The sequence below is a fragment of the Curtobacterium sp. VKM Ac-2889 genome (assembly GCF_015350855.1).
In the GTDB taxonomy this organism is placed as follows: domain Bacteria; phylum Actinomycetota; class Actinomycetes; order Actinomycetales; family Microbacteriaceae; genus Curtobacterium; species Curtobacterium poinsettiae.
In genome coordinates, this window is record NZ_JADKSC010000001.1 from 960,579 (window position 1) to 977,569 (window position 16,991).

The window sequence follows — 16,991 nt, forward strand, 5'->3', positions numbered from 1 at the left end:
CCGTGCCTCCCGGTAGGGTTGGTGCCGTGCTCGAACTGGTCGTCCTGATCTCCGGTACCGGGTCGAACCTCCGAGCCCTGCTCGAAGCGACCTTCGACGCCGAGTACCCCGCCCGTGTCGTCGCCATCGGTGCCGACCGCGACGCCGAGGGGCTCGGGCTGGGCGAGGAGTTCTCGATCCCGACCTTCACGGTCCCGTTCACCCGCTACGACTCCCGCGCCGAGTGGGGTCAGGCCCTGGCGGAGCAGATCCGTCCGTGGTCGCCCGACCTGCTCGTGCTCTCCGGCCTGATGCGCCTGCTGCCCCCGGCCGTGGTGTCCGAGTTCGCACCGGGGATCATCAACACCCACCCGGCGTACCTGCCCGAGTTCCCCGGCGCCCACGGCGTGCGCGACGCACTCGCCGCCGGCGTGACCGAGACCGGCGCGAGCGTCATCGCGGTCGACGACGGCGTCGACACCGGGCCGATCCTGGCCCAGGAGCGCATCCCGGTGCTGCCGGGCGACAGCGAGTCGACGCTGCACGACCGCATCAAGCCGGTCGAGCGCCGCCTGCTCATCCAGACCATCCTCGACATCGCCAACGGCACCACCGAACTGAAGGGCACCCCGAGCGCATGAGCGTGCACGCAGCCGACCCCAGCCTCTACCGCGACCGGGACGTGGTGCCGGTCCGCCGTGCACTGATCTCGGTGAGCGACAAGTCCGGCCTGCTCGAGCTCGCCGGCGCCCTGGCCGACTCCGGGGTGGAGATCGTGTCGACCGGTTCCACCGCGCAGACCATCCGTGACGCGGGCTACGCCGTCACCGACGTCGCGAGCGTCACCGGGTTCCCCGAGTCGCTCGACGGTCGCGTGAAGACGCTGCACCCGTCGGTGCACGCCGGCCTGCTCGCCGACCTGCGGCTCGAGTCGCACGAGCAGCAGCTCGCCGACCTCGACATCGCGCCGTTCGAACTCGTCGTGGTGAACCTCTACCCGTTCGTCGAGACCGTGGCGTCCGGCGCCGACACCGCGACCGTGGTCGAGAACGTCGACATCGGCGGCCCCGCGATGGTCCGTGCCTCGGCGAAGAACCACCCGAACGTGGCGATCGTCGTGTCCCCGGCGTCCTACCCCGAGGTCGTCGAGGCCGTGCGTGCCGGCGGCACCACGCTCGAGCTCCGCAAGCGCCTCGCCGCTCAGGCCTTCGCGCACACCGCCGCGTACGACACCGCGGTGGCGTCCTACTTCGCGAGCGACGTCGTCTCCGCCGCCGCAGCCCCGACGACCTCCGGCGACATCCGGACCCCTGGCGCGTTCGACGAGCACCTGTCGGTCGGTGCCGAGCTGTCCGCGACCCTGCGTTACGGCGAGAACGCCCACCAGGCCGCGGCGCTCTACACGACGCCGGACGGCACCGGTATCGCACAGGCGACGCAGCTGCACGGCAAGGAGATGTCGTACAACAACTACGTCGACGCCGACGCGGCGGTCCGCGCGGCCTTCGACTTCGACGAGCCCGCCGTCGCGATCATCAAGCACGCCAACCCGTGCGGCATCGCGATCGCCCCGGCCGACGCCGCCGACCCGATCGCCTCGGCCCACGCCGCCGCGCACGCCTGCGACCCGCTGTCGGCGTTCGGCGGGGTCATCGCCGCGAACCGCCCGGTCACCCTGGCCATGGCCGAGACCGTCAAGGACATCTTCACCGAGGTCGTCGTCGCCCCCGGGTTCGACCCCGAGGCGCTCGAGGTCCTGTCGCGCAAGAAGAACATCCGCCTGCTCACGCTGCCGGCCGACTTCGCGCTCGCCGACCGCGAGGTCAAGCAGGTCTCCGGCGGGTTCCTGGTGCAGGACGCCGACCGCTTCACGGGCTTCGACCAGTCCACCTGGACCCTCGTCGCCGGCGAGCCCGCCGATGCGCAGACCCTGACCGACCTGGCCTTCGCGTGGCGTGCCAGCCGTTCGGTGAAGTCCAACGCCATCCTGCTCGCGAACCAGGGCGCGAGCGTCGGTGTCGGCATGGGCCAGGTCAACCGGGTCGACTCGTGCCACCTCGCCGTGAACCGTGCGGGTGACCGGGCTGCCGGCAGCGTCGCGGCGTCGGATGCGTTCTTCCCGTTCGCCGACGGCCTGCAGGTGCTGCTCGACGCCGGTGTCCGTGCGGTGGCGCAGCCCGGTGGCAGCGTCCGTGACGACGAGGTCATCGCTGCGGCGAAGGCTGCTGGCGTGACGATGTACTTCACGAGCGAGCGCCACTTCTTCCACTGATGTGCACTGCCACTTCGTCCACCGATGTGAACAATCGGTGGCAGACCATTGCGCGGCGACAGTCACTGTGAATAGTCTGTAAGGCTCCGCGGCAGGCAGCCGACGATCCCTCGGGACCGGCGGCACCGCGGACACAACGGTGACGAAGACGACGACTGGAGTGACGATGGACAACATGACCGGAACCGTGGCGACGGCCGCCCGCGCAGGTCTCGTGTCCGTCGTGGGGACCACTCCCGCACGGCGATCCCCGATCGCACCGCGACCCCGCGTCGCGGCCGCCGTCTAGTCGGGCCGTTCCCACGGCCCCGCGACGCAGCACCACCGGCGTCCGCGAACCACCCGCCTGAACCCGGGGGACGACGCTCCCCCGGTGCCTCCGGCCCGACCGACGTCACGCGAGTGACGGCGGAGACGCGACCACGCGCCCGGCCGATGATCACCACGCAACGCCACACCGAGCCTCCAGGCCGAAGCCGCGCGACGCGAGCAAGCAAGCAAGCAAGCAAGCAGCAAGCAAGCACGCACCGCGCAGCGCGACCCGGGGACCCGGCAGACGCATGAGGACGCAACCATGTCCAAGTCGCCCACCACGGCGCGCCCGTCCACCTTCCGCGCGATCGCGCGGATCTACCCCTACGTGAAGCCCTACCAGGGGCGCCTCATCGGCGGCATGGCCGCAGCGATGGGAGCCTCCCTGGTGGCGCTCGCAATCCCCTACGTGCTGCAGTGGCTCGTCGACGGTCCGCTGTCGTCGCGCGACTCGGCACAGATCTGGCCCGCCGGGCTCGGGGTGCTCGCCCTCGGTGTGCTCGAGGCGTTCTTCATCGCCTCGCGCCGCCGGCTGGTGATGCGTCCCTCGACCCGCATCGAGACGAGCATGCGCAACTCGCTCTACGCGAAGCTGCAGGACCTGCCGGTCGCGTTCCACGACCGCTGGGAGTCCGGGCAGCTGCTGTCCCGTTCCGTGTCCGACCTGTCGCTGATCCGGCGCTGGCTGGCCTTCGGGGTCGTCCTGCTCGTCGTCAACATCGTGACGATCGTCGTCGGCTTCGTCGTGCTGTTCACCTTCGGGTGGATCCTCGGGCTGATCTTCCTGATCGCGTCGATCCCGCTGTGGATCAACGGCCTGCTGTTCGAGCGCCGGTACTCCGCCGTCGCACGCCGCAGCCAGGACCAGGTGGGCGACCTCGCCACGAGCGTCGAGCAGTCGGTGCACGGCATCCGCGTGCTCAAGGCGTTCGGTCGCGGCGGCGCGAAGCTCGAGGAGTTCAGCGAGCAGGCCGAAGCCCTGCGCGGCACCGAGATCAAGAAGGCGAAGGCCATCGCCGGCATCTGGCTGTGGCTGCTGCTCGTGCCGGACGTCGCGTTCGCGCTGTGCCTGCTCGCCGGCATCTGGCTGGCCTCGCAGGGGCAGCTCACCGTCGGCCAGCTGTTCGCGTTCTTCGCGACGGCGACGGTGCTGCGGTTCCCGATCGAGTCGATCGGCTTCCTGCTCTCGATGACGTTCGACACCCGCACGGCGGTCGACCGCTTCTTCGAGGTCATGGACTCCGAGAACACCATCACGGACCCGGAACACCCGAAGACGATCCCCGAGCCGCACGGTGCGCTGTCGTTCAACGGCGTGCACTTCCGGTACCAGGACTCCGCACCGCAGTACCCGGACCTGATCAACGGCGTCGAACTGCAGCTGCAGCCGGGCGAGACCATGGCGCTCGTCGGGCTGACCGGCTGCGGCAAGACCACGCTGCTCTCGCTCGTGCCGCGTCTGTACGACGTGACCGGTGGTTCGGTGACGATCGACGGGGTCGACATCCGCGACCTCACCCGCGAAGAGCTCCGCCGGCACGTCGGCGTCGCCTTCGAGGACGCCACCCTGTTCTCGTCGACCGTGCGTGAGAACGTGCTGCTCGGTCGACCGGACGTGCAGGGTGCCGAGGCCGAGGCGCTCATGCGTGAGGCGCTCGACATCGCGCAGGCGTCCTTCGTGGACGACCTGCCCGACGGCGTCGACACCCGGGTCGGTGAAGAGGGGCTGTCGCTGTCCGGTGGGCAGCGCCAGCGCCTGGCACTCGCCCGTGCGATCGCGGCGCGGCCGTCGGTCCTGGTGCTCGACGACCCGCTGTCGGCGCTCGACGTCGACACCGAGGCTCGGGTCGAAGCGGGCCTGCGACGCGTGCTCGCCGACACCACGTCGCTCATCGTGGCGCACCGTCCGTCGACGGTGACGCTGGCCGACCGGGTCGCCCTGATGGAGAACGGCGTCGTCACGGCCGTCGGGACCCACCACGACCTGATGGCCACCAACGAGCACTACCGCTACGTCATCTCGTCGCTCGACGACGACGACGCGACCGCACGACAGGAGGCGATGGCATGAGCCAGCAAGAGAAGAACCTGCCGCTCGACACGTCGGCCGGGCCGGGAGGCGCGGATCCCGTCGTCGACGACATCGCCGACGCGCAGGCTGCCGCCCCCGTCACCGCCTCGATCACCACCATGGGCGTGCGCGGCGAGGAGCGTGAGGACTTCACGAAGGCCGAGAGCAAGCGCCTGCGGCGCCGGTCCCTCGCCCTGCTCGGGTCCCTCGCCGCACCGCTGAAGCTCCGGCTGGTGCTGCTCGGCATCGTGGTCGTGGTCTCGACCGCCGGCACCGTCGCGGGTCCGGCGCTCATCGCGTGGGGCATCGACAACGCCCTGCCCGCGGTGATGGACCAGAACGACTGGGTGCCGGCGTTCGGCGTCGTCTCGACGTACATCGTCGTGGCCGTCCTCGGTGCGGTGCTCACCGCCTGGTACACGGTGCTCGCGGCTCGGATCAGCCAGGCGATCCTGTTCGACCTGCGCAAGCGGGTGTTCCTGCACACGCAGCGGCTCTCGCTCGAGTTCCACGAGACCTACACGTCGGGCCGGATCATCTCGCGCCAGACGAGTGACCTCGACTCGATCCGCGAGCTGCTCGACTCGGGGCTGAACCAGCTCATCCAGGGCGTGCTGTACATGGCGTTCACCGCCGTGGCCCTGGTGCTGCTCGACCCGACGTCCGGGCTCGTGCTCGCGGTGTCGCTCGTGCCGCTCTGGTTCCTGATCCGCTGGTTCCAGACGAACTCGCAGACGCTGTTCCGCTCCACCCGTGTCACCTCGGCGCGCGTGATCGTGCACTTCGTCGAGACGATGACGGGCATCCGCGCGGTGCAGGCGTTCCGCAAGGAGTCCCGCAACCGTGACGAGTACGGCGGCTACGTCGAGGACTACCGGGTGGCGAACACGAAGGTGTTCAACCTGTTCGGGACCTTCGACCCGGTGCTCGTGCTCATCGGCAACGCCACGCTCGCCGCGGTCGTCATCGTCGGCGGCTTCCGGATCGTCGGCGGGACGCTCGAGGTCGGTGCGCTGCTCGCGGTCGCGCTGTACGCCAAGCGCTTCTTCGACCCGGCGCAGGAACTCGCGATGTTCTACAACGGGTACCAGTCCGCCTCAGCGGCGATGGAGAAGATCTCCGGCGTCCTCGAGGAACGGCCGAGCGTGCCGGACCCCGTGAAGCCCACCCGTCTGGCGGACGCCACCGGGAAGATGGACTTCGACGACGTCGTGTTCGCCTACAACAAGGGCAAGGTCGTGCTGCCGGAGTTCGACCTGCACATCCCGTCGGGGCAGACCATCGCCCTCGTCGGTTCCACCGGCGCCGGCAAGTCGACGCTCGCCAAGCTCATGGCGCGCTTCTACGACCCGAGTCAGGGCTCCGTCAAGCTCGACGGTGTGGACCTGCGTGACCTCGACACGAAGGACATGCGCCGCGCGATCGTCATGGTCACGCAAGAGGCCTACCTGTTCTCCGGAACCGTCGCGGACAACATCGCGCTCGGCAAGCCCGGGGCGTCCCGCCAGGAGATCGAGGCGTCGGCCAAGGCGGTCGGCGCGCACGAGTTCATCATGGCGCTGCCCGACGGGTACGACACCGACGTGAACAAGCGCGGTGGCCGTGTCTCGGCGGGCCAGCGGCAGCTGCTCTCGTTCGCGCGGGCGTTCATCGCGGACCCGAAGGTGCTCATCCTCGACGAGGCCACGGCGTCGCTCGACATCCCCTCGGAGCGACTCGTGCAGGAGGGCCTGGAGACCCTGCTCGCCGACCGCACCGCGGTGATCATCGCGCACCGGCTGTCCACCGTCGCGATCGCCCACCGGGTGCTCGTGATGGAGCACGGCCGGATCGTCGAGGACGGTACCCCCGCCGACCTCATCGCCGGCACCGGGCGCTTCGCCCAGCTGCACGCAGCCTGGCGCGACTCGCTCGTCTAGGCCCCGGTCGGGCTGCACCACGTGGTTGGCTTGCTCCATGAGCAACGACAGCGTGGTGCAGCCCGGCGGCGTCGCCCTGCACGACCCCTTCTACGGTGCCCCCTTCACCGAGGCCGTTCGCCGGTTCTGGCGGAAGTACACCGTGTTCACCGGACGGGCATCGCGCGCCGAGTTCTGGTGGTGGTGGCTGACGTCGCTCGCGATCGGGCTCGTGCTGCAGCTCGTGCCGCAGGTGTTCACGCCGGACACCCCGGTGCTCGAGAACCCCGTCGGGTCGTACCTGTTCATGCTGTGGGTGCTCGCGACGCTCGTCGGCTCCCTCGGCCTCGGCGCCCGACGACTGCACGACGCGAACCTGTCCGGCTTCTGGCAGTTCCTGCACGTGCTGCCGGGCCTCGGCTCGCTGATCGTCTACGTGCTGTGCCTGCTGCCCGCGAACCCGAAGGGTGCGCGCTTCGACCGCTGAGGTCGACCCGCGCGGCGCGGGGTCAGAACGGGTCGTCCGCGTCCGTTGCCGGTGACCAGCGCGCACGACGCATGTCGAGCCTCCAGGTCGTCGTCCCCTGCACGAGCGGGGTCCCCTCGGCCCGGTAGTGCTCGAGCGCCCGGGCCTCGTGGCGGAGCGGCGGGTGCCCACCCGCGCGCACCACACGCCACCACGGCAGGTCGGCGCCCTCGTGCGCCATCACCTTGCCGACGGCACGAGAGGCCCGCGATCCGAGGACTGCGGCGACGTCGCCGTACGTCATGACGTGACCGGGCGGGATCATCCGCACCACCTCGGCGACGGCGGCGCCGAAGTCGACCGATGCGTCGTCGGTGGGCACGTCGTCGGAGCGTGCTAGAGCGTCAGGACCGCGAAGTGGTCGCCGTACTGGGTCTCGCGCACGACCTCGAAGCCCACGGCGCGGAAGAACGCCTCGGGGCTGTCGTCGCCGCCGGGCTCGTACACGACCGTCAGTCGCTCGAACCCGCGGCTGCGCGCTTCGTCCGCCAGACCGTGCACGGCGAAGCGACCGACGCCACGGCCCTGCGCGCTGGCTGCCACGTTGACGCGCCAGATGCAGCTGCGCAGTTCTTCCTGCGCGTTGTCGGCGTCGAACGAACCGATGATCAGGCCGAGGACCTCGTCGTCGTCGAGGACGACACGGGTCCACGCGGAGCTCGGCTTGACGTCGGTCTCGGCGACCCCGTAGGTGGTCGGCTGCACGAACTGTTCCTGGCCCGGCTTGAGCGTCAGGGAGTTGGCCGCGGCAGCGGTCTTCGCGGAGAGTTCTTCCAGGCGCAGGTCGGACATGCGGCCAGGGTAACGGTGCTGACCCTGCGGAAGCCAGTGGCGACGGCAGACCGAGACCGCACCGTTGTCGCGGCGGAACCGGGCGGCCGACCGGCGGGTGCTGCTCACGGCATGACGTCACCCGAGTTCGGGCCGAGCGTCTGCCCGGTGTACAGGTCACCCGCAGGGGACGACGCGAGGAGCAGGGCGGTCGGCGCGACCTCGGCCGGGATGCCGAAGCGTCCGATCGGCAGCTCGGCGGCCTTGTCGGTCCGCCACTGCTGGGTCATCCGGTCCGTCATCGGGGAGACGATCGGGCCGGGTGCGATCGCGTTGACGAGCACACCCCGCCCGCTCCACTCGATCGCGGCGCTCTTCGTCAGCGCGATGACGCCGGCCTTCGCTGCCGCGTAGTGCGCGACCTCGGAACCGCCCTTGATCGCCAGCTGCGAGGCGAGGTTGATGATGCGCCCGTGCCCGTCGCGGAGCATCCGCCGACCGACTGCTCGCATCACCAGGAAGACCCCGGTCAGGTCGATCGCGATGACACGCGCCCAGTCCTCCGTGGTGAGTTCCTCGAGCGGCGCCTGCGAGAGCACGCCGGCGGCGTTCACCAGGACCTGGATCCCGCCGGACTCCTCGTCGACCGACGCCACGGCGGCCTCGACCCGGTCCTCGTCGGTGACGTCGAGCACGATGGTCCGGACGCCCAGCCGCTCGGCGAGGTCCGCCAGGCCGTCGGCGTCGAGGTCGGCGGCGACGACCCGCGCTCCTGCGGCGACGAAGGTCTCCACGATCGCGAGCCCGATGCCGCTCGCACCGCCCGTCACGAGCGCGGTCGTCCCGGTGAGGTCGAACGCCGTCCGGTCCGGCATCAGTCGGCCATCAGGATCGTCAGGCCGCCGTCGACGACGAGTTCCTGCCCGGTGACGTAGCGCGCCTCGTGGCTGAGCAGGAACCGGATGGCCGCGGCGGCCTCCTCGGCGTGGCCGACCCGACCCCACGGGATCCGAGCACCCGCGGCGGCGAGGCCCGCCGGACCGAGCGAGTTCTGGGCGTCCGAGGACTGCGGCGTCTCGATGAGCCCCGGGATGATGGTGTTTACCCGGATCCCACGCGGTGCGAGTTCGGCTGCCGCACTCCGGGCGAGGCCGATCACCGCCGCCTTGCACGCGGCGTAGTGGCTGTGCGCGACCCAGCCGTACACCCCGCCCGCGATCGACGAGACGGCCACCATCGACCCGCCCCGGTCGAGGTGTCGGGCGCCGGCCCGGAGCGTGCGCATCACACCGTGCAGGTCCACCTGCAGGATGTCGTCCCACGCCGCGTCGGTCATGGTGTCGAGCGGCTGCCGGCGGAGCACCCCCGCTCCCGCCACGACGTGGTCGACGCGCCCCCAGCGGTCGACGGCCGCCTGGAACACGGCGTCGACGTCCTCGGTGCTGCGGACGTCCGCGGCGACCGTCAGCGCACTGCCACCGGCCGCCTCGACGGCGTCGACGACGGGTGCGGGATCGTGCGGGTCACCCGCGAAGACGGGGATGACGATGTTCGCGCCGTACTCGGCGAGCTGCACGGCGAGGGCCGCGCCGATCCCGCTCGCGGCGCCGGTGATGACGACCACGCTCCCCGCGAACTCGGAGTACACGCCTGCCGGTGTCGTGACGCTCAATGCTCGATCACCGCCACGCGCTTCGTCGCGAGCATGATCAGACCGGAGAGGACCATGCCGCCCGCACCGACGATGAGGGCTGCCGGGCCGAGCCCGATGCTCCCGGCGACGAGGGCCGTCAGCACAGCCGAGCCGATGATGGTGCCGGGCTGTCCCATCGCGGTGACGAACGCGGACCCGGTCGCGCGGCAGCTCGAGTCGAAGCACTCCGCCTGCAGGAAGAGCAGCGACGCGTACGGTCCGAGCAGGAAGAACAGCGTCAGCATGTACGTGACGAGGACGTAGCCGAAGTCGTCCGGCCCGAGCACGAAGAGGGTCCAGCACACACCGGCGAGCACCCAGCCCACGACGATCGTGGTCTTGCGGCCGATGATGTCGCCGAGCCAGCCGTGGAACAGGTAGCCCGCGGCGCCTACCACGTTGGACAGCACGATGATGAGCAGCGACATGCTCGGGTCGACACCCTTGACGCCCTCGAGCATCGTCGTCCCGAGCACGCTCGTGGTGGTGATGCCGAAGTAGTTCACGATCCAGGCGATCGAGAGCACGACGGTGTTGCGTGCGTACCGTCGGCCGAAGATCGCCCGCAGCGGGTTCGGACCCTCGTCGACGATGCCGAAGCGGGCGGCGACCTCGGCGGCCTCCTCGGTGCGACCGGACTTCCGCAGCTGCCGCAGGTAGGTGTTCAGACGGTGCTGCGGCGTCTCCTTGATGCCCTTGCGCAGGAACAGCACGAAGAGCGCCGGGACGGTGGCGATGAGGAACGCGAGCCGCCAGGACTCCTGTCCGAACAGCCCGTTGATGCCGGCGATGAACGCGGCCGCGAGGAGCGCGCCGATCGGCCACCCGGTCTGGACGAGGCTGTAGAAGAAGCCGCGACGCTTCTTGACGCCCTCGAGCTCGGTGAGCGCGAAGACCTCGTTGAGGTAGGTGGAGTTGACCGACTGCTCGGCCATCCCGAAGCCGCTCAGGGCCCGGAAACCGACGAGCGAGGCGACCCCCGTCGACGCCGCCGTCAGCAGCGAGGACAGGGCCGCGCCGCCGATCGTGATCATCATGCCCCGGCGCCGACCGAGTCGGTCCACGAACAGACCGACGAGGACGACGACGACGAAGACCCCGACGCTCACGAGGGTGTTCGCCAGCAGGGCGGTCTGCTCGTTCCACCCGAAGTCCTCGGCGATGCGGGGGAGGAGCGTGCCGAACATGATGAAGTCGTAGACGGCGAGGGTCCAGGCGAAGAACGCCAGCGTCGCGCCGCGCTTGGTCTCCTTCGGCCCGATCGTCGGGAACGTCCCGGTGGCGAGCTCGAGGTCCTCGGGCTCGTGGATGGTCGTGGTGGACATGGTCTTCCTCTCGGTACGGCGGTGCGGCGCTGCGACGGTGTCGCGGCGCGGGCTGACGGGCGGAGGCGGAGCGTCGGTGCGGTCAGGGGTGTCCGGTCGGGGATGAGCCCCGGCCATGGGCGTCGAACGCCGCGTGGATGCGGTCGTCCGGGGCGTCGAGGGCGAGCAGCGCGGCCAGCAGGAGGCGCGCCTTGAGGCCGTCGAGGGTGCCGGCGGGGACGAGTCCGGCGCCGAGCAGGTCGATCTCGCCGCCCGCGAAGCCGTACGTCGTCGTGAGCGTCGCGCCGGCGCCGGTCCGCGACGCCAGCACGACCGGCATCTGCGCGGCGAGTGCGCGGACGGCATCGACCGTGCGCTCGGCGACGTGCCCGCCGCCGAAGCCCTCGATGACCGCGCCGCGGTACCCGAGTCCGTCCAGGGTCGACAGGACCCGGCCGTCGTCAGCGAGGGTGACCCGCTGCAGGGCCACCGGGGGCAGCGGGGCGACGCGTGTGGTGAGCGCGGGCACTCGGGCCGCCGGAGCGTGGAAGACGGGCGAGCCCTCGGTGACCCGTCCGAGCGGACCGGAACCCGGAGAGGTGAAGGCGCCGGTCGACGAGGTGTGCGTCTTGCGGACCGCCCTGGCGGCGTGCACCTCGTCGTCGAGCACGACGAGGACACCGCGTCCCGCTGCTGCCGGTGCCGCGGCCACGTTCACGGCCGCCAGCAGGTTCGCCGGACCGTCCGCACCGGGCGAGGAGGCGTGGCGCATCGCTCCGGTGACGACGAGGGGCTCGGGGCGGTCCCACGCGAGGTCGAGCAGGTACGCGGTCTCCTCGATGGTGTCCGTGCCCTGCGACAGCACGACGCCCGAGGCTCCGGAGCCGACGGCGTCCCGCGCGGCGTCGAGCGCGCGCTGCACGTCGTCGAAGTCGAGCGAGGGAGAGGGCACCATGCCGAGCTGGCGGGCCTCGACCCGTGCGACCTGCGCGATGGCCGGCACACCGGCGAGGAGGTCACGGGCTGCGATCCGCGGGACGGCGCCGGAGCCGCGCGGATCGCCGGAACCGCGCGGATCGCCCGAGGTGACGCTCGCGATGGTCCCACCGAGGGCGAGGTACACGATCCGCGGGAGCGTGGGGTCCGTCACGGCCGGGTGTCCCTTCGTCGATCGACCGCGCGGGCGAGGCTGCGGTGTTCCCAGTCGGTGTCGTCCCGCGGGTCGGCCCTGCGGACGCGGGTCGCGACGGCCGACCAGTCGGTGCGCCCGGCTCCGACCTGTTCGACCGCGTCCAGGACGCCGTCGACGCCCTGCGCCACGACGCGCTTGCCGGTCGGCCCGACGATCACGAGCCGGACGGTGCCCGGGACCTCGTGGACACGGATCCGGTCGTCCGCGAAGAGCCGGGTCGCCCAGGCGGCCAGCCGGAGCTGCGCCCGCTTGCGCGCGGCCGGGGAGTCCTCGACACCGGCGGCGTACCAGTCACGGTTCCCGCCGTTGCCGCCACATCCGCCGCACATCAGGACTCGCGTGGACGCTCGGGCTGCGCGAACGGGAAGCGGACGCGGAAGTCGTCGGCGATCTCGTTCATCGTGACGAACCGGACGCCCTCGTGGCCCCTGATGTACTCGATGAGCCGCTCGATCATGAGCAGGACCTGCGGGCGCCCGGAGACGTCGGGGTGGATCGTGATCGGGAAGACGGCGTAGTCGAGTTCGCGGTACACCCAGTCGAACTGGTCCTTCCACATCTGCTCGACGTCGCGCGGGTTGACGAAGCCGTGGCTGTTCGGGCTCGACTTGATGAACATCATCGGGGGCAGGTCGTCGACGTACCAGTTCGCCGCGATCTCGACGAGGTCGATTTCGCTCCCGTGGACGAGCGGCGTCATCCACGTGTGCGGGTCCTGCGAGTAGTCGATCGGTGTCCACTGGTCGCCGACGATCGAGTAGTAGGGGACGAAGTCCTTGTGCTGCTGACTGTGGTCGTAGCTGAACCCGAACTTCTCCAGGAGTGTGGGCGTGTAGCTGCTCAGTTCCCACCACGGAGCGACGTAGCCCGTCGGCTGCCGACCCGTGAGCCGGGTGATCAGCTCGACCGAGCGCTCCATCACCGCGTCCTCCTGCGCCTCGGTCATCGCCACCGGGTTCTCGTGGCTGTACCCGTGCGCACCGATCTCGTGGCCGGCGTCGAACAGGGCCTTGCACTCGTCCGGGAAGGTCTCGAGCGAGTGGCCGGGGATGAACCAGGTCGCTGCGATGTCGGCGCGGTCGAACACCTTCTGCAGACGCGGCACACCGGTGCGCCCCGCGAAGATCCCGCGCTGGATGTCCGAGGGGGAATCCGCCCCGCCGTAGGAGCCGAGCCAGCCCGCGACCGCGTCGATGTCGACGCCGAAGGACACGAAGATCTCTTTCACCATGGGACACCGTCTCTCATCGTTGCTGCAATTCGTGCAATCGTTTGCATTGCCCGGAATCCTGACACCCGACTGTTTCGACCGACGTCCAGCCGTGTAACCAGTGTGTTTCGGATCCTCCGGGCCGTCGTCGGTCGAGGTGCTCGCAAACGTTCGCGCCGCACGGTGTCACGACGATCCGTCACCTAGACTCGACGGATGGGCAGTGCAGGCGACGACCCGGCCGGACACGGTCAGCAGGATCGTCGTGGTGACGTGAACCTCCAGGCCATCGCCGCGCTCGCCGGCGTGCACGTCTCGACGGCGTCGCGCGTGCTCCGACAGGCGGAGCCGACCAAGGGGTGGAGCGACTCGGCGCAGCGGGTGATCGCGGCGGCGGCCGAGCTCGGGTACCGCCCCAACCGGATCGCAGCGTCGCTCCGGACCCGGCGGTCGAACACCATCGGCGTCGTGATGCCGCGGCTCGCCGACACGGTCATCGCGACGATCTGCCAGTCCGTCGAGTCGGCTGCCCGCTCCGCCGGGTACCAGCTCCTGCTCACGACGCCCCCGGACGACATGGGCGCGCAGCTGGACGCGGTCGACTTCCTGCTCTCCCGACAGGTCGACGGCCTCATCGTCAGTTCGCTCCACCTGTCGTCCCCGAACCCGCGGCTGACGGACCTCCCCGTGCCGGTCATCGCGACGAACCGCCACCCCGGGGACTGGATGCCCGCGGTGGTCGGTGACGACGTCGAGGGCGGCCGGATGGCCACGGAACACCTGCTCGCGTTGGGGCACCGCCGCATCGGCGTCATCGCCGGTCCGCGCCACGCCAGCACCGCCGTGGAGCGGGTGGCCGGGTTCCGTCTGGCACACGAGCGACGGGACGTCGTCGTCGACGACGCGCTCGTCGTCCACAGCGACTTCGAGGTCGAGGGAGGCGTCGTCGGCGCGCACACGCTGCTCTCGCTGTCGGACCCGCCGACCGCGATCTTCGCCGTCAACGACACCGCGGCGATCGGCGTGATGGGCGCTGCACGGCAACGCGGCCTCCGCGTGCCCGACGACCTGTCGATCGTCGGCTACAACGACATCTCCGTCGTGGCGCAGCTGCCCACACCCATGACGACCGTGCACTCACCGACCGCCCTGATGGGCACCGTGGCCGTGGAGCGACTGCTCGCGGCGATCGGCGACGGGACACTGCAGGGTGCGACGCTCCCGGTCTCGCTCGTCGTGCGGTCGTCGACGGGGCATCCGGCGGGCTGACCCGGCACAGGGCACCCGGGCGGGGTCGCGGTATCGTCGCGGCATGGCAGAGCATCGACGCGGAGCGAACCTCCCGTCGATCGGCGGGTTCAACCGCACCGTGGTCCTCGACGCCGTCCGCCGCTCGCCCGACGGCCTGAGCCGCGTCGAACTCGCCGCCCGCACCGGCCTGAGTGCGCAGACCGTGTCGAACGTCACCCGGTTCCTGATCGATGCCGGGATGATCGTCGAGTCCGGCACCGTCGTCTCGGGCCGCGGCAAGCCCCGCACCATCCTGCGGCTCGAGCCCGGCAGCCGGTACGCGGTCGGCGTGCACGTCGACCCGGCCGTCGTCACCTACGTGCTGCTCGACCTCGCCGGCACGGTCGTCGCTGCGTCCACGACCTCGACCCCCACCGCCGACGACCCGTCCCAGGTGGTGCGCACCATCGCCTCGGCCGTCGACGGGCTCGTCGCCGACGCCGGGGTGGCCGTCGACAGCGTGCTCGGCGTCGGGATCGCGAGCCCCGGACCCATCGACGTCGAGGCGGGCATCGTGGTCGACCCGCCGTTCCTGCCGCGGTGGCGGGACGTGCCCCTGCGCGACGCGCTCGCCGAGGCCACGGGCTACCCGGTGCTGCTCGAGAAGGACGTCACGGCCGCCGCGGTCGGTGAGATGTTCCTGGCGGGGGAGTCCTCGGCCCGCAACTTCGCGTTCGTGTACTTCGGCACCGGGTTCGGCGTCGGGCTCGTCGTCGACCACGAACCCGTGCGCGGGGTGGGGTCGAACGCGGGCGACGCCGGACACATCATGGTCGACCAGGGGGCGCTCGCGGGCACCCCGGACGGCTCGGGCACGCGTGGCGAGGTCGGCGCTGCCGTCGCGCCCGACCGGCTGGTGCGGGTCGCGCGGTCGCGGGGCCTGGCGTTGTCCGGCGGCGGCGTGAGCGCCGAGGCCGACGATGCCGACGGCACCGAGGCCGGCGCCACCGACGCCACGGACAGCGGCGCCACCGACGTCGACGCCGTGGACGCCGCGTGGGACGAACTCGCAACGGCGATCGCTGGCGGGGACGACACCGCCGTCACGCTCGCGGCCGATGCCGGCACCGTCATGGGCAACGCCGTCGTCCTCATCGTCAACCTGCTCGACATCGACCGCGTGGTGTTCGGCGGCCCGTTCTGGTCGCGCATCGCGAGTGCGGCGCTGCCCGCGGCGCGTGCAGCCATCGTCGGGTCGCCGCTGCTCGTGCCGAAGCACCCGGTGCAGGTGGTCGAGAGTGACCGCGGTGCCGACGTCGCCGCTGTGGGTGCCGCCTGCCTGGTGCTCGACGCCGCGCTCTCGCCGCGGGCCAGCACCCTGCTGATCCGGCGCTGACGACCCCGGCTACGAGACGGGCCCGCCCCGGCCCGCTACGCTGCGGTCCGACGCACCCGCCGTGGGTGCGGGGACGACGGGGGACACATGACGGACAGCGGCACGGACAGTACGGACAGCACCGACGGCACGATGGACCCGCGGTGGGCGAGGGTGCGCCCGCTCGTCTTCCGCACGATCATCGGCGCGGTCGTCGCCGCCGGGCTCGTCGGGATCGCCGCGGTGCTCCTCGGCGACTTCGGCATGGTCGCGGTCCAGCTGCTCCTGACGATCGTCGTGGTGGTCGTCTTCGCGTTGCTGTCCTGGTACGACGCCGACGTGTCGTCCCGGCGGTCGGGGATCTTCGCGTTCGCGAGCATCGCCACGTCGATGTACCTGCTCGTCGCCGGCCTGTACAAGGTGTGGATCGTGCCGACGGGGCCGGACGGTGACGGCATCTGGTACGTCCTGGAGCACTTCTGGCACTGGATCTGGCTCGTCGGCGTCGCCCGGGTGGCGCTCCTGCACGTCCACCTGCTGCTCGTGATCCACCGCCGCTACCCGACGCCCGTCCTGCAGGTCGTCGCGAAGACCACCGTCGGCGTCATCGCCCTGCTCGCGCTGCTGCTCTCGATCCCGCTGCTCGCGCCGGACGTCGACTACGCGCGGGGCTACTGGCGGCTCGTCTGGGTGGTGGTGATCCTCGACCTGCTCGGCACCGTCGTGGTGCCCCTCAGCAACGCGCTGTTCCGGCCCCGAGCGCCTCGGCCATCGGCGACGTGGCCGGTGCCAGACCAGCAGCCGGCTTGGGGTGCGACGCCGACGCCCGCCGCTCCGGAGCCAGAGGCTGCCGTGCCCGCGCCGCCCGCTCCCGCGCTGCACCCTGAGCCCACCCCGGCACCGGCACCGACGCCCGAGCCCGCTACGGTCGTCGCGTCCGACGGACGGCGCTACGCGGCCCGTCCGACGGCCTCCCGCGCGCTGGCCTGGCCCCGCTACGTCGACGGCACGCCCCTGCCCGCGCTGCCCGACGGGACGCCCGACTTCTCGGAGGTCACCGAGCGCTGACACCCCGGGCAACGAGTGTGCAGAAGACGTCGGGTTCGCCGTGCGGACCCGGCGTCTTCTGCGCACCGGGTGCGGTGGGCTGTGCCCACG

General features: G+C 71.1%; 16 protein-coding genes. 8 read left to right on the forward strand and 8 right to left on the reverse strand.

Annotated elements, in window-relative coordinates; translation table 11 throughout:
* The first annotated feature begins 26 nt into the window (after positions 1-26).
* The 5 genes from purN (at position 27) to ITJ50_RS04875 (ending at position 7,019) form a co-directional block, all read left to right on the forward strand.
* On the forward strand, positions 27-620 hold the full coding sequence (gene purN, locus ITJ50_RS04855) for a phosphoribosylglycinamide formyltransferase (protein ID WP_042539801.1): 594 nt from the start codon (positions 27-29) through the stop codon (positions 618-620).
* Positions 617-2,251 (forward strand): bifunctional phosphoribosylaminoimidazolecarboxamide formyltransferase/IMP cyclohydrolase, encoded by a 1,635-nt coding sequence (purH, locus tag ITJ50_RS04860; protein WP_194590016.1) that lies wholly within the window; start codon positions 617-619, stop codon positions 2,249-2,251. The genes purN and purH overlap by 4 nt, the downstream gene beginning before the upstream one ends.
* 574 nt (positions 2,252-2,825) lie before the next feature.
* On the forward strand, positions 2,826-4,634 hold the full coding sequence (locus ITJ50_RS04865) for an ABC transporter ATP-binding protein (RefSeq protein ID WP_017888148.1): 1,809 nt from the start codon (positions 2,826-2,828) through the stop codon (positions 4,632-4,634).
* Between the two features lie 119 nt (positions 4,635-4,753).
* A complete protein-coding gene (locus ITJ50_RS04870; protein ID WP_031260262.1) occupies positions 4,754-6,553 on the forward strand; it encodes an ABC transporter ATP-binding protein in 1,800 nt (599 codons plus the stop codon).
* Between the two features lie 37 nt (positions 6,554-6,590).
* Positions 6,591-7,019, forward strand: coding sequence for a DUF805 domain-containing protein (locus tag ITJ50_RS04875; RefSeq protein WP_017888146.1), 429 nt, complete (start codon positions 6,591-6,593; stop codon positions 7,017-7,019).
* A 22-nt stretch (positions 7,020-7,041) separates the two neighbouring features.
* Here the strand turns inward: ITJ50_RS04875 and ITJ50_RS17285 are convergent, their stop codons facing one another.
* From ITJ50_RS17285 to ITJ50_RS04910, 8 genes are all read right to left on the reverse strand, one after another.
* Complete coding sequence (locus ITJ50_RS17285) at positions 7,042-7,380, reverse strand: MGMT family protein (RefSeq protein ID WP_017888145.1); 339 nt, start codon at positions 7,378-7,380, stop codon at positions 7,042-7,044.
* 14 nt (positions 7,381-7,394) lie between these two features.
* Positions 7,395-7,850: a GNAT family N-acetyltransferase gene (locus ITJ50_RS17290; protein WP_017888144.1), complete on the reverse strand. Its 456-nt coding sequence runs from the start codon at positions 7,848-7,850 to the stop codon at positions 7,395-7,397.
* Between the two features lie 104 nt (positions 7,851-7,954).
* Positions 7,955-8,704 carry an SDR family NAD(P)-dependent oxidoreductase gene (locus tag ITJ50_RS04885; protein ID WP_194590017.1) on the reverse strand — a complete coding sequence of 250 codons (750 nt, stop codon included), beginning with the start codon at positions 8,702-8,704 and terminating at the stop codon, positions 7,955-7,957.
* Entirely contained in the window at positions 8,704-9,501 is a 798-nt protein-coding gene (locus ITJ50_RS04890) for an SDR family NAD(P)-dependent oxidoreductase (protein WP_228500948.1), read from the reverse strand. Before ITJ50_RS04890 ends, ITJ50_RS04885 begins: the two co-directional genes overlap by 1 nt.
* Positions 9,498-10,847, reverse strand: coding sequence for an MFS transporter (locus ITJ50_RS04895; protein ID WP_017888141.1), 1,350 nt, complete (start codon positions 10,845-10,847; stop codon positions 9,498-9,500). The genes ITJ50_RS04890 and ITJ50_RS04895 overlap by 4 nt, the downstream gene beginning before the upstream one ends.
* A gap of 82 nt (positions 10,848-10,929) precedes the next feature.
* Positions 10,930-11,976, reverse strand: a complete 1,047-nt coding sequence (locus ITJ50_RS04900) for an asparaginase (protein WP_017888140.1) — start codon at positions 11,974-11,976, stop codon at positions 10,930-10,932.
* Complete coding sequence (locus tag ITJ50_RS04905) at positions 11,973-12,347, reverse strand: hypothetical protein (protein ID WP_017888139.1); 375 nt, start codon at positions 12,345-12,347, stop codon at positions 11,973-11,975. The genes ITJ50_RS04900 and ITJ50_RS04905 overlap by 4 nt, the downstream gene beginning before the upstream one ends.
* Positions 12,347-13,249, reverse strand: coding sequence for a polysaccharide deacetylase family protein (locus ITJ50_RS04910; protein ID WP_017888138.1), 903 nt, complete (start codon positions 13,247-13,249; stop codon positions 12,347-12,349). Before ITJ50_RS04910 ends, ITJ50_RS04905 begins: the two co-directional genes overlap by 1 nt.
* Before the next feature lie 195 nt (positions 13,250-13,444).
* On the opposite strand from ITJ50_RS04910, the gene ITJ50_RS04915 reads away from it, so the two are divergent.
* The 3 genes from ITJ50_RS04915 (at position 13,445) to ITJ50_RS04925 (ending at position 16,901) form a co-directional block, all read left to right on the forward strand.
* The gene (locus ITJ50_RS04915; RefSeq protein ID WP_017888137.1) at positions 13,445-14,497 is read left to right on the forward strand and encodes a LacI family DNA-binding transcriptional regulator; all 1,053 of its coding nucleotides are present in this window, start codon (positions 13,445-13,447) and stop codon (positions 14,495-14,497) included.
* A gap of 43 nt (positions 14,498-14,540) precedes the next feature.
* Entirely contained in the window at positions 14,541-15,854 is a 1,314-nt protein-coding gene (locus ITJ50_RS04920) for an ROK family transcriptional regulator (protein WP_017888136.1), read from the forward strand.
* An 87-nt stretch (positions 15,855-15,941) separates the two neighbouring features.
* The gene (locus tag ITJ50_RS04925) at positions 15,942-16,901 is read left to right on the forward strand and encodes a hypothetical protein (RefSeq protein ID WP_194590018.1); all 960 of its coding nucleotides are present in this window, start codon (positions 15,942-15,944) and stop codon (positions 16,899-16,901) included.
* Positions 16,902-16,991: the final 90 nt, after the last annotated feature.

What these genes read in the sequence shown, in the direction of transcription:
- purH (WP_194590016.1), top strand. Translation starts at nt 617, where the DNA reads ATGAGCGTGCACGCAGCCGACCCCAGCCTCTACCGCGACCGGGACGTG.
- ITJ50_RS04865 (WP_017888148.1), top strand. Translation starts at nt 2,826, where the DNA reads ATGTCCAAGTCGCCCACCACGGCGCGCCCGTCCACCTTCCGCGCGATC.
- ITJ50_RS04870 (WP_031260262.1), top strand. Translation starts at nt 4,754, where the DNA reads ATGGGCGTGCGCGGCGAGGAGCGTGAGGACTTCACGAAGGCCGAGAGC.
- ITJ50_RS04875 (WP_017888146.1), top strand. Translation starts at nt 6,591, where the DNA reads ATGAGCAACGACAGCGTGGTGCAGCCCGGCGGCGTCGCCCTGCACGAC.
- ITJ50_RS17290 (WP_017888144.1), bottom strand. Translation starts at nt 7,850, where the DNA reads ATGTCCGACCTGCGCCTGGAAGAACTCTCCGCGAAGACCGCTGCCGCG.
- ITJ50_RS04885 (WP_194590017.1), bottom strand. Translation starts at nt 8,704, where the DNA reads ATGCCGGACCGGACGGCGTTCGACCTCACCGGGACGACCGCGCTCGTG.
- ITJ50_RS04895 (WP_017888141.1), bottom strand. Translation starts at nt 10,847, where the DNA reads ATGTCCACCACGACCATCCACGAGCCCGAGGACCTCGAGCTCGCCACC.
- ITJ50_RS04905 (WP_017888139.1), bottom strand. Translation starts at nt 12,347, where the DNA reads ATGTGCGGCGGATGTGGCGGCAACGGCGGGAACCGTGACTGGTACGCC.
- ITJ50_RS04910 (WP_017888138.1), bottom strand. Translation starts at nt 13,249, where the DNA reads ATGGTGAAAGAGATCTTCGTGTCCTTCGGCGTCGACATCGACGCGGTC.
- ITJ50_RS04915 (WP_017888137.1), top strand. Translation starts at nt 13,445, where the DNA reads ATGGGCAGTGCAGGCGACGACCCGGCCGGACACGGTCAGCAGGATCGT.
- ITJ50_RS04920 (WP_017888136.1), top strand. Translation starts at nt 14,541, where the DNA reads ATGGCAGAGCATCGACGCGGAGCGAACCTCCCGTCGATCGGCGGGTTC.
- ITJ50_RS04925 (WP_194590018.1), top strand. Translation starts at nt 15,942, where the DNA reads ATGACGGACAGCGGCACGGACAGTACGGACAGCACCGACGGCACGATG.